Source organism: Moorena sp. SIO1G6 (assembly GCF_010672795.1).
GTDB lineage: Bacteria > Cyanobacteriota > Cyanobacteriia > Cyanobacteriales > Coleofasciculaceae > Moorena > Moorena producens.
Genome location: NZ_JAAHFZ010000045.1, coordinates 39000 through 50914, shown reverse-complemented (window position 1 = coordinate 50914; position 11915 = coordinate 39000). Strand labels below are relative to the sequence as shown.

General features: G+C 44.7%; 8 protein-coding genes and 1 pseudogene. 4 read left to right on the top strand and 5 right to left on the bottom strand.

Annotated features, from left to right (window positions below; genetic code table 11):
• The first annotated feature begins 1621 nt into the window (after positions 1 to 1621).
• The 3 genes and pseudogenes from F6K63_RS28095 to F6K63_RS38060 all read left to right on the top strand — a co-directional run.
• Positions 1622 to 1927, top strand: coding sequence for an IS5/IS1182 family transposase (locus F6K63_RS28095; protein WP_008182331.1), 306 nt, complete (start codon positions 1622 to 1624; stop codon positions 1925 to 1927).
• A gap of 16 nt (positions 1928 to 1943) precedes the next feature.
• On the top strand, positions 1944 to 2153 hold the full coding sequence (locus F6K63_RS28090) for a transposase (RefSeq protein ID WP_008182333.1): 210 nt from the start codon (positions 1944 to 1946) through the stop codon (positions 2151 to 2153).
• Between the two features lie 35 nt (positions 2154 to 2188).
• A pseudogene (locus F6K63_RS38060) lies at positions 2189 to 2314 on the top strand (IS5-like element ISMra2 family transposase); the annotation flags it as partial.
• A 168-nt stretch (positions 2315 to 2482) separates the two neighbouring features.
• Here the strand turns inward: F6K63_RS38060 and F6K63_RS28080 are convergent.
• Both F6K63_RS28080 and F6K63_RS28075 read right to left on the bottom strand, forming a co-directional pair.
• Positions 2483 to 3592, bottom strand: a complete 1110-nt coding sequence (locus F6K63_RS28080) for a glycerate kinase (RefSeq protein ID WP_287313730.1) — start codon at positions 3590 to 3592, stop codon at positions 2483 to 2485.
• Positions 3593 to 3695: 103 nt separating this feature from the next.
• Positions 3696 to 4046, bottom strand: a complete 351-nt coding sequence (locus tag F6K63_RS28075; protein WP_008182338.1) for a DUF565 domain-containing protein — start codon at positions 4044 to 4046, stop codon at positions 3696 to 3698.
• Between the two features lie 102 nt (positions 4047 to 4148).
• On the opposite strand from F6K63_RS28075, the gene F6K63_RS28070 reads away from it, so the two are divergent.
• Positions 4149 to 6086: an ArnT family glycosyltransferase gene (locus F6K63_RS28070; protein WP_008182340.1), complete on the top strand. Its 1938-nt coding sequence runs from the start codon at positions 4149 to 4151 to the stop codon at positions 6084 to 6086.
• A 119-nt stretch (positions 6087 to 6205) separates the two neighbouring features.
• On the opposite strand, the gene F6K63_RS28065 is transcribed toward F6K63_RS28070, so the two are convergent.
• The 3 genes from F6K63_RS28065 to F6K63_RS28055 form a co-directional block, all read right to left on the bottom strand.
• Positions 6206 to 7252: a T6SS phospholipase effector Tle1-like catalytic domain-containing protein gene (locus F6K63_RS28065; RefSeq protein ID WP_008182343.1), complete on the bottom strand. Its 1047-nt coding sequence runs from the start codon at positions 7250 to 7252 to the stop codon at positions 6206 to 6208.
• A 475-nt stretch (positions 7253 to 7727) separates the two neighbouring features.
• Positions 7728 to 7850 (bottom strand): hypothetical protein, encoded by a 123-nt coding sequence (locus tag F6K63_RS28060; RefSeq protein WP_287313728.1) that lies wholly within the window; start codon positions 7848 to 7850, stop codon positions 7728 to 7730.
• A 275-nt stretch (positions 7851 to 8125) separates the two neighbouring features.
• Positions 8126 to 11791, bottom strand: a complete 3666-nt coding sequence (locus tag F6K63_RS28055; RefSeq protein WP_008182345.1) for an ATP-binding protein — start codon at positions 11789 to 11791, stop codon at positions 8126 to 8128.
• Between the last annotated feature and the right edge of the window lie 124 nt (positions 11792 to 11915).

Below are 11915 nucleotides of genomic sequence, written 5' to 3'. Positions count from 1 at the left end.
ATCAATTGAAGAATTAGAATGTTTGTTAAATCATCTTTTAAATGAAGGAGGGTTAATTATAAAATGGGTACGAAAAATAAAAAACAAAGGCAATGCTGTTATCACAGTTTAAATGCGCAACAGCTTAACTATCAAGTACACAGGATTTTCTCCTTCTTTCCTCTTCCGAAGTCCCTGCTCCGAAGTCCCTGCTCCGAAGTCCCTGCTCCCTAAAAACCCATAAATTTGTACCTAATTGAAGTGCAAACCGCTGTATTTCTCTAGGGCGTGTCTGCAAACCCAATAATTTAGGTTAGAGAGATTTGCGATGCTCCTTTGGAGCCGCTAAAAGCGAACGCGAGCATAAGGAAGGGAATTTGGGCAAAGCCCGACCCTAAGCAAACGTTTTGCTCAACTTGACCATAAATCTTTCTTAGATCAACAGTTAAAAGATTTATTTTTATCTATAGCAGTCAGAAAAAACATGATTTCAACTAATGGTACTTTAGCCAAAATCAAGCCCAAATATAGCCCAAGCTGGCTTTATATCTAGGGCGTGTCTGCAAACTGTTGTATGCTAATTGACACTCCCCGCCCGCTTATGGACGGGGATTCTTGTTTCATAGAGCCAACTTGCGTGAACCTTGCCGGAGTCAGGAAGAGTAGAGGTCGATTCTCCGCAAGGGTATCGGCGTTCGCCTTTGGCGTGGCCTACGGCCAAGCCGACGCTACGCGAACGGATCAACGATCCAGGTTCCAGTATGCCCCACCGTACCTTACCTTTTTTTTACATATAGATAGATACTTTTTTTATCTAATTTTTTTTCATAGACGTTGTCTTGATGCAAAGCGCGAGTGGGGGAAACCACGGCAGTCGCTCATGGTTTGAAGTTACCGTAAGACAGGCTCGCCTTAATCAATAAGTTTTAACCCTTTTTTGCATAACCTACCAACCATAAAGGCTCAACGTAATCAGGTTTCGTCTCCGGGGAGACCCCCAAGACCGCGCTGCCTCCCCAAGACCGTAATGGTGCGCTTGACCCGTAATTAAATTCGCCACGGGTCGCACCTCTGCATCGCTTAAGTCGTGCTTACCAAATTACGCAATATGTATCTGATACATATTTTTTACGTTGTCTACTTATCATTAGATAGTATTTATCTAGTTTTTGGTTTCTTGTTGAGATTTTTAATAACACGCAGTGCGAAAACTGTCAAGTTTTCACTTAAAAAGAAAGCCGTCTCTAGAAGTTACCGTAAGAGTTAAGAAGCCTTAATTAATAAGTTTTAACCCTTTTGCTCATAGCCTGCTCCCAATAAATGCTTCTTAACTCTGAGGCGCGCGTCTCCTATAAGGACGGGGCGCGATTACCCAAAATTTTTGGTAAAAAGACGCACGGAAGTAGCACAAAAACGAATGGAGATTGCTAACAGAGGCGAGTTAACCGACGAACAGTGGGAAAAGCAAAGCGCCCTTATTACCACCTCAAAAAGCTTGGGAACGAAGTTACCGTAAGATAGGGTCGCCTTAATCAATAAGTTTTAACCCTTTTACCCATAGCCTGTCGCCCATAAAGGCGACCCTATCTAAGGTTTCGTCTCCGGACTGGAAAACCAGCACATGACAATCGTTCCATCATTAATGGGATTATCACCGATCTTGAGAACAGGCGCACCCTGGAGAGATTTACCTCCGGATTACGGAATTCACAGTACAGTCTCCAGTCGGTTCTACCGATGGCGAAAACCTGGTATTTGGGATCAAATTTGGGCAGGTCTTCAACAAAAAGCTGTAGCCGTTGGGCTGATTGATTGGGAAGTCCATTTTGCCGACAGTACCGTAGTCAGAGCACATCAACATGCGGCGGTCGCAAAAGAGGGCAACAAAACCAAGCTAAGCGGCGTAGCACTTGGAGGTTTCTCTACAAAAGTCCACAAAGCGAGCTGAAGGGTTTGGAAAACCAATGGTTTTTGTCCTAACATCAGCTTGTAGTCATGACACCATTGCTTTTGATGACTTACTGACTGGAGGAAAAGTCAAAGGAATTGGACTTCGAAGACCAAAAAGTCGATTTCGCTACTTTTTAGGTGATAAAGCTTACAGTAGTCAAGCAATTAGAGAAAAACTGCGTTTTCAGGGAGCAACCCCTATTATTCCCCCCGAAAAGCAATGAGAAAAAACGAGAACGCTTCAATCGGGGTCTGCAAACGAGAACGAAATCGAGTCGAACGACTTATTAATCGCCTCAAGCAAAATCGACGAATCGCAACTCGTTATGAGAAATATGCCATCAATTATCAAGCGATGTTGACTATTGCCTCTATATTACTCTGGCACGAGAAGTGCATGGGGTCAGATCAGTCAAACGAGCAGGGATTTTCAACCAGCCGTACCAGCAATCCCGGTGCTTGTTTACTACCTCCCGTTGATTAGCTGACGCCTAAGGGCTGATAGCACCTCAAGCAGCGTGCGCTACGCGCATATGCTTACGTTGATTTTATCCTAATCAGCATCCCCTGGTGAATAAATCACACCAGGTGTGTGGTCAGGATTAATTTCAACCACCAAGTCTACTAGATTTGGGTTTCGAGTCAGGGGTGTAATAAATAATTCTGGATGGAGAGCTTTCCAAAAATAGTTGACAAAATCTCTAATTTGTGAATCTTCCATCCCTGACTTACCCTGAGCAATCATCTGTTTCTCTGCCTGTAGTCGCCATTGCTGACTGAGGCGGTAGTCAGTAGGGTAGAGTACCATCAATCGGTCTAATCGTTCCCACAGGGGTACATAAAGCCTCAGTTGCTGATTCATATCCCGAGCAAACTCTCGGTCTTCCAAGGTATGAATCGGTTCTGGAACAGAGCCATCAAACGCTTCTGGCTCAATGGGTCGAACCCCAACAAACCACCCTTCAAACAATACAATATCAATACTTTCGACCACCTCTGGAGTGATTCGGTCTCCAGCCCCCCCAAAAGCTGATTTATCAAACCGAGGCACGAGGATTTCTGCGGTAGGGGAAGGGGATCGTAATTGGTCTAATAGCTGTAAACCCAGCTCAACATCATGAGTTCCAGGGGGACCACGCCAGATCAGCCTGCGGTCTTGTTCTTGAAGCTGTTGTCGCTCCTTGTAGGTTTTGTAGAGGTCATCGATAGACAGGCTGAGAGTGCGTTCGCTGAAAGCGGGACGAAGTCCATCGCCTAATTTGTGGAGAATCACACTTAAGACTGCCGCTAGAGTGGTTTTCCCGGTGCCCTGCCCTCCTAATATGCCCTGAATCAAAGGACGTCCCAGCTGTTTACGACAGGATACCAACTCCATGGCTAAAGGAAGCCAGAGGTTCCAGAGGCATAAGAGAGTCTTTTGCTGTGTTTCAGGAGTAGTTTCAAAATACGGTAGACGGAGAATATCTGGGTAGACTATCTCAAACAAATGCGATCGCGCTTGGATTACCTGTTCACCATTATCCTCTGTGATGCCAAACGCCTTTGCCTTTAGGTGATCAGCCAGTTCCTCAGCCAAGAGTTGCTGAGATTCAAGGGGATTGGGTGTTTTTCCTGATACCCACTGCTCGAGAATTTGACCAACGCTCTTGGTGTCACTTGTCATTTATCGTTTCTCGGTCAGTAGTTGCATCAGACGTCTCCCTTGTTAGGATTCAGCAGTAATTACTCAGCAGTGATTACTAACTCATTAGTAACTGATTACTATTTTAAGAGCCAAGCTTGAAGGCTTCTAAATACATACTGTATACCAGACCAATTTTAAAAGCATTGACTACATCTGCCAACCATGAAACCCGGTCAACGGTTTGATTTAATTGGCCTTTTGGAAATTTACCGCTATAAATCAACCGGTTAACTGCTTCTGTAAAAACAATCAACATCCCAGATAGTATCCATTCCTGGCCAGTTCCTGCTGTAGTACACAGGGCTTGTCCTACCAAGAAGCCAAACAGAAAGCTAATCAGGACCATCGACAGGCGTCGCCAGGGATTAGCAAACCATAGCCCCAGCCGCGTCCATAAAAAATCAACTAAATTATTAAGACGGGTATTCTGCATCTACTACACTCGTTGAAATAAGAATAACACACGTGTAGACCATGCTATCCGTTTTTGGAATAATGATAGCCTGCTAGACCTCAATCACACCCTAGCCCATTGATGAAGTTTACATTAGCTAATAGGTTTAAAAATTGGTGGCAATCTTGGCAACAGCATCCCACCACCATCTGGACACTTTCTATTCTGTGGTTACTCCTGATCAGCTGGCTAGCTTTTTTGTGGAATTTGGGCAACATCGGTTTAGTAGATGAAACTGAACCCTTGTTTGCTGAGGCCGCTCGCCAGATGACGGTGACAGGTGACTGGATTACCCCTTATTTCAATGGTGAGACTCGCTTTGATAAACCCCCCCTAATCTACTGGTTGATGGCAATTGGTTACCGGTTGATTGGGGTGAATGAATGGGCAGTAAGACTGCCGTCAGCCTTGAGTGCGATCGCATTAACTGGATTAGCCTTTTACACCCTACGATATTATGGGATTTCCCGTCCTGCTGCCTTTACCCCTGATGTAGAGTCAAGTCAGCACAGGGATAGCAAAATCAACTCTTCCTATCGCCAGCGCCAGTTGTGGATCTGTGCCTGGATTGGTTCAACCCTGATGGCAGTGAATCTTCAAACCATTATCTGGGCAAGAACCGGTGTCTCAGATATGCTACTCAGCGCCTGTGTCGGGGGTGCATTACTAAGTTTTTTTCTAGGGTATGCCCATCGAAACCATAGGAACACAGGAGCACAGGAGCTCGGAAGCAGCGAAAAAACTGTTGCTAAAAGCCCCTCACCCCCTCACAAATACCCTTGCCGTTGGTACCTAGCCTGTTATGTGCTCATTGCTCTAGCTATCCTTACCAAAGGACCAGTCGGTATCGTTCTACCCACACTAATTATTGGTGGTTTTCTGCTTTACCTGGGCAATGGCAGGGAAGTATTGCAGGAAATGTGCTTATTTAGAGGCATTGTGATTATTTTGGCTCTGACACTACCTTGGTATCTATTAGTAACCCTAGCCAATGGGCAAGCCTATATCGACTCGTTTTTTGGATATCACAATATTCAACGCTTTACTCGCACCGTTAACCGCCACGCTGGGCCTTGGTATTTTTATTTTCCAGTAGTACTAGTAGCTTTTGCCCCTTGGTCGAGCTACTTGCCGTTTGCGATCGCACGACTAAAATTTTGGCGGCGGGTGCGGTGGAGTAACTCACCCCGTTCTACTCATTTGGGTTTATTTGCTCTGTTCTGGTTTGTAGGGATTTTCGGCTTTTTTACCATTGCTGCCACTAAACTACCCAGCTATGTGCTACCCCTAATTCCAGCTGCCGCCATTCTTTTGGCTTTATTGTGGAGTGACCAACTCACCCATACTAGTACCCTTTCCTGGTCTGCCCGTGTGCCCCTTTCCCGATCCATGCTACTCAGTAGCCTATTTAACCTCTTGTTGTTAATTGCCCTTGCCACTGCCATTTTTTTGGCTCCCGAATATATCGGTAGTGGACCAGCAGCACCAGACTTACCGGAGCAGTTGCAAGAATCCGGCTTAATGGTGAGGGGAGGTATTATTTGGAGTATAACTGCTATTGTAGCAGCACTGTTGCTCTGGCGACGTTGGTTGTTTGGGCTATGGATAGTCAACCTAGTGGGATTTTTAGCCTTTCTTATTTTCGTGTTGACCCCTACTTTCTTGTTAGTGGATCAAGTGCGTCAATTACCCCTACGGCAATTATCTGCCATTGCTGTTCAAGAAAAGCAATCGTCAGAAGAATTGATTATGATTGGTTTCAAAAAACCCAGTGTGGTTTTTTACACCCAGCAACCCGTCACCTACATGAGCAAAGGTAAAAAAGCACGAAATTACATGAAAGAAATAGCAGTGACTCAGCCTTCACCTCCCTCCGTTTTGATGTTAGCTAGGAAGAAAAGGCTAAAGAAAGCCAAGCTAAAACCTGAGCAATATACTACCTTAGCTAGTCTTGGTCCCTATAAACTCATTCGCGTTTCCAAACAAGTTTTTGTTGATAAATCTAAAATTAAAAACTAAAAGTTTAGTTGTCACACTTCACACTTCACACTTCATACTTCATACTTCACAATTTTATTCAAATAACAAATTACTAATTATTAGCTGTTGACTAGTAAACCAAAATTGACATCATTATTTTACTTCTGTTGCTTAAGTTGTAATAGTTGATTTAGTCTGGGGCCGTGCTTGTCAGCCAGATTCCTCGGTCGATAATCAGGCCGCTTCATCCAGCGTTCTATTACACTCTGGTGAAGGTCATCAAAGTTATCCGAAATCTCCCGTAGCTTGCGCCCTGTGAACTTGAATAGACCCAGAGCATTGTTGAAATCAATATCATAATCAAGGTTGATACCAGTAGGAATTGCCCTTGGGTCAAACTCAAGACCAAGACCGATCTTGCCGATTGAGTCCATCATCCACTGCAGTGCGCCGTCGGACAAGCCGCTCTGCTCCTGGGAGCCACCACCGACGGAGCCGTGAACCCCTGGAAACCATACTTCACGAACAACCTGGGTCTGGGAAAGGTGGCTTTTGTCCATTGGCGTCACGTCAAAGACTTTGCGCTGCTCATCAATGGATACAGCGTGCAACCCATGCTCAATAATCGGACTCAAAGAGGTATCGTGGAATCTGTACCTCTTGTTAAACCTTTTGTCAAACCACAAAAAGGGGGATAAATTAGGGATACCAAGGGAACCAACCGTGTCCCAGCAGCCAAGCAAGGTAATGGGGACACTTTCTCCGTATTTTTTGCGGAATTCTACCATTTGTTGGTGATTGGGCTTGATATCCCGAGAGCGGTACATTTCGTAGGCTTCCGGAGCTTTACGGATCTCGGAGCGGGATAGCAAGCCTGATTTATAAATCATTCCAGCTAGACTGCGCACTGTATAAGCCCCACGGCTGAAACCGAATAGGTAGATTTCGTCACCAGGGATGTAGTTCAGGCAAAGAAAGCGATAAGCATCCTGGATATTGGTATCAATCCCTCTGCCAAAAGCGCCACCGAAAAGCTTGCTCTTCAGAGAGTCTTCTGTGCCAATTCCCTCATCGTAGAATACGATTTGTAGAACTCCGTGACTACCCAATGCTTTAACTGCCTGAGAAATCTTAACCACATTGCTTGGGTAAGTACTTGATAACTCTTGCCATGTTCCATCACAACATACCACAAGACGTTTCATGGTCTACCTCCTTTAAAAAACTTACTTACTCTTACTTACTATTTAAATTAACGTAAATACTTTCTAGCAACTCAGATTAAGCGACCGCTCCATTCATTAACCATAAGCAATACTATTGTTGGCACTTATTTTTGGTAATCTTACTATTTAATCATCCTTTTGTTAACCGTAAACAGTTTGTTGGTTTGCCGTTTTCATATTTATTTTTATGCTTGTTATTACGTTTTAACCTTGTCCTGTTTTTCGTTTAATTATTTTTAGTAAAACTAATTAAACATTACGATATTAATTAGCCACAAATATTAACTATGATTAAATATAAATGCTAAGGTAAACGTGAGATAAATCCAAATAACTTTGGCTGGATAGGAGGTGTCTTCTCCATATTAGCTTGAATTTCGAAAGAAGGCTCACGCCATAATCGTTGATTTGCCGTGGGCTCAATTGCAACCAACCAATATAGCAATTATCATAGCTATGAGGTACAAAATTTCGGGATTTTAGGGAACAGCGGATCACCGGAACAGCGGATCACCTGAAGAGAGAAGAGGGAAGAGGGAATAGGGAATAGGGAATAGGGAATAGGAATGCGCTGCATCAAAACAGGGAATCAACGTCAAAAAAGACTGTACCTCATAACTGCGATCAACGCTATAAATTGGGCGAAGGGCATCCTTATGGTATAATAAACTGATCAGATAGTTAGGAATTGCTGTTGTTTGTACTTGAATCCAAAAGAGGAAGGTTCAACAAAACAGTTTGGCATCATTGGCTTTATGATCCCCACGGCTGGCTTTGTTCGCAACAAGTGTCTCCAAGACTGGATGGACAATCACGGTGTCGGACAATATGACCGACTTGCATCCCACCCCTTTAAAGGGTTGGGTTCATGAGCTGCTTAATCTGTTTCAATAACTGGGTCATTGACTGAGAATGCCAGTGTACAATCTGAGTAGCAATTTTCTCAAGCAGCAACTCCAACTGAGAATTCGAGTTACTACTGTTACTACTCTGGATTACTGGATCGTGCTGCTTAGCCTCTAATCGATGATCCAAAACCAGAATGGGTGGTCGCTCTGGCAATTGAGCAAGAGTTATCAATCCTTTCGAATGTTCTGAAGGATTAGTGAGATCTGTTAATCGAATCAGCAGCAAGTCCACACTTTTTCCCTGAATTTGACGGTATACTTCTGCCCAAGAACAGGCCACTAAGCTGCAATAACCAGCAGTTTGTAAGTATTGAATCAGTGCCTGTAGCCAAGATGTTGATGATTTTCCGGCCATTGACAACCCGTAGGATAAGTGAGAGGATTCAAGGTTCAACCTGTTAACCTGTAACGGATTACCCCTAAACTTTGTCCTCTGCTCCCCCGTGTCCATCACTAAAATGGTAGGCTTGCAACTGATTCCAGCTGCCACTTGAATGACTTGCAGTATGGCAGCCATCTTTTGTTGATTATTTGGTGCTAAACAGGGATAGACCGAAAGACCAGTTACTTGATTAGCAGCTTCTGTAGTTTGGTGATCCAGGGTTACTAGTGGTAAAGTACTCAAGCAAGGATATGATGAAAACTGATTCAAGTAGATTAAAGGGTTTATCAGTCGAGCACCATTTAATACAATCACATCTGGATTCCAAACCCGGCTCAATAACTCAGCTTGATCGAAATCATCGGCTTCGAGTACCCGATAATTGAGGTCTAAGTTTTCTAGACTCAATAGTGAAGTTAACTCATAAGTCAGTGCAGACGAGTCAGGGTTCTGGTAGGACTCTACAGAATAGCCTTTTCGCCCATCACCAGGATTGAGATAGAGAATCGTTAGCACACTACTGGTATTACTCTCATCTTTAGCCAGCCGAGACAGGTTTTCTCGTAATGCTTCCTCTTGTACTGGCAGACTTAAGAAACCATCAGCTTTGTTGTGGGTGGCCTGCTGTTTTTCGGCCTGGGTGGCTGTTACCAAAACCGGGATGTGATTAGTTTGGGCATCGGACTTTAGCAGTGTTAGGACATCCCAACCAGAAAGTTTTGGTAGTAGGGGATTGAGTAAAATAGCATAGGGTTGTAGACGACGGGCTTTTTCGATTGCTTCCGTACCAGAGCGGGCAACCACCACCCAATAGCCTAAACTCTTGAGCTGTTCCGTCAATCCTTCCAGGTAACGAGGTACAGCTTCCACAATTAACACTAAACGGTTGGGCGTCGAAGATGGGGGGTGAGACCTTGCCGTAGGGGCAATCTCTGATAGTTGCTCATCCCAATTGTCCAATTGATCAGATGAAGCGTGGGGAGGACAGGGGGGGAAGAGTAAGGTAAACTGACTACCGAGCCCTGCCTTGGAAATAAACGAGACATCTCCACCATGCAAGTGAGCTAGATGTTGTGTTAAGACTAATCCCAGACCCGTCCCCTCAAAGCTACGAGTCAGAGGCTTTTCCAGCTGTTGGAATTTCTGAAAGATCAAGTGCTGTTTATCAGCAGGAATACCAATGCCAGTGTCCCAGACCGTGAAAGCAATCCAACCTTGCCACCAATTGACCTTCAGACCAATTTCACCACTGCCATCGGTAAACTTAAGGGCATTAGAAAACAGATGGGCCAACATTTGCCGTAAACGCAACTCGTCAGCAATCAGCATCTCTAAACTTGCTTCAATCTCTAGGGTGAATTTTGTGGGATAATCTCGATTGTTGTCCTCCGAGTGTTTTGAGTCTATTTCAGAGCGAGCCTGGTCATAAGCGCGATCGCATACAGTCCGAATTGGCACCGGTTCGAGGGTAAGTTTCAGTTGACCAGTCTCCATACGGGTCAAATCGAGAATATCGTTGACCACGGTCATTAGCTTACGCCCACTCTGATAAATTAACTGCGCATAACGGGATTGACGTTGATTGAGTTCCCCTAGGGCTTGGTCTTTCAACAAAGTTGACAAACCCAAAATCGCAGTTATAGGTGTTTTCAGTTCATGGCTAATACAAGCTAAAAACTCATCTTTGAGTCGGTTTAGTTGCACTAAATCAGCATTTTTTGCTGCCAGTTCTTGGGCAAAGAGTCGTTGCTCTGTGGTATCTTGAGCCAACACTAGGTACAATTGAGAGTTAGGTGACTCAGACCGAGATATTGGAGATGGGGAATAGTTAAAAGCTACCTTAGGCTCGCAACTGTCAGTTTCTAGTCCTCCTTCCCAAAGAGCAGCGATAGCAGGTGACAGAGGAATTTTGACAAACGAGAATACCCGCTCCTGGCTGTTTGAAAGAGTTGGATCAGTTGGCGCAGCGGTTTCCTGGCAGGGGGTATGGTTTGCCCCGGTTTTCTTGACTGGTGGTGAAAAGAGCAGCACGCGCTCGTGAATAGTGGTTGCTGCTTGATAGGGAGTATCAAGAGCACAGTATTGCCCAACAGCAGCTTGTTCAGATGTTTTGTCTCCCTGGTCACAAACATTGCCCACAGATAATGGCCATTGTCCTGGAGATCGAGGAGCAGATTGGTTATGGAAGGTTGGGGAATTCTGGGTATCAGGCTGACGCCACTGGAAGTCTAACGATGTCCTAGGCTCTTCCATCGATTGCTTCAAACCTTCCTTACTGACTTCCCTCGGTACATGATTAGATAAGAGACGATTGTAAGAAGAACGGTAGGGTATCTTTTCCCTAGCTCCAGGGTTTTTCATAGCAGAGGTAGTATTCTTAGTGCCTGTGGTGCTACTATTTCCCGGAGTCCCCTCGGATGATGTCTCAATCTGCTCACGCCAGGTCAGATTCTCAACTAAAACTTTTCCCGTCGAGGTTTGTATGCTTAGGGGTAATGGCAGTTGTTCTAACAGTTGCACTAAGGGTTTCATGCCCTTGAACTGGGCACTGTAAGTTAGGGCTTCTTCCTGAGTTTTCAGTCCTGAGTTGATTCGAGATGATAATCCTAGGGAATTGGCCCAAGAACTCTTGGCTGTTAATCCATAGTGTGGGTGGTGAGTCCTGAGGGGATTAGGGTTCAGTCCCTTGGGTTGAGTACGCTTTACTATCGATTCAGAACGTTGTTGGGTGAATGTGGATGCTAAGAATTTTAACAGCAGGCAACTGTTAAGGAGTCCGATAAATTTCTGGTCCCCATCTACTAATGCCCAGTGTTCCTGATCTGGGATGGGGAATTGGTTAAATTCTCTATCCCAGTTTCTGCCCAACTCCCCTAACCCCCCCTCCCTACTTCCATGGTCTTGTAGGTAGTACCAGAATTGGTTTAGACTCAGCTTACCTGGTAGGATGGTTATGGGTTCAATGATGTTTGGCTGTATCCAAGATAGTGGTTTGTGAAGAAAACCAGTTGTCATTGTTGCTCCTGAGCTACCTACCTTAGCGTATGAGAGCAGGTGAGGCATGATCTGCCTTAGGTTAACCACTCCCACAGGATATTGCTGTTCGCTGACTACCACAATCGAGTCATGCCTTGAAGCATGAAAAATATCAAGAATAGTAGCCAAATCAGAAGTCCTTTGACAAATAGGAACTAGCTCGGCAAATTTTTGGATACTGGGAGTAGGCATCGACATAACCAATCTAGCTTCAACAGCGGTTGAGCCCTACAGTAGCAACACATCCTCCTAAAGTAGCAACAAAGGAATTCACTCAAACCCAACAGGGCATGGGCGATCCCCTAATGCTTGAAGA

Coding starts and splice junctions, on each gene's coding strand:
- F6K63_RS28095 (WP_008182331.1), top strand. CDS start 1,622: ATGGGATTATCACCGATCTTGAGAACAGGCGCACCCTGGAGAGATTTA.
- F6K63_RS28090 (WP_008182333.1), top strand. CDS start 1,944: ATGGTTTTTGTCCTAACATCAGCTTGTAGTCATGACACCATTGCTTTT.
- F6K63_RS28080 (WP_287313730.1), bottom strand. CDS start 3,592: ATGACAAGTGACACCAAGAGCGTTGGTCAAATTCTCGAGCAGTGGGTA.
- F6K63_RS28075 (WP_008182338.1), bottom strand. CDS start 4,046: ATGCAGAATACCCGTCTTAATAATTTAGTTGATTTTTTATGGACGCGG.
- F6K63_RS28070 (WP_008182340.1), top strand. CDS start 4,149: ATGAAGTTTACATTAGCTAATAGGTTTAAAAATTGGTGGCAATCTTGG.
- F6K63_RS28065 (WP_008182343.1), bottom strand. CDS start 7,252: ATGAAACGTCTTGTGGTATGTTGTGATGGAACATGGCAAGAGTTATCA.
- F6K63_RS28060 (WP_287313728.1), bottom strand. CDS start 7,850: ATGCAGCGCATTCCTATTCCCTATTCCCTATTCCCTATTCCCTCTTCC.
- F6K63_RS28055 (WP_008182345.1), bottom strand. CDS start 11,791: ATGCCTACTCCCAGTATCCAAAAATTTGCCGAGCTAGTTCCTATTTGT.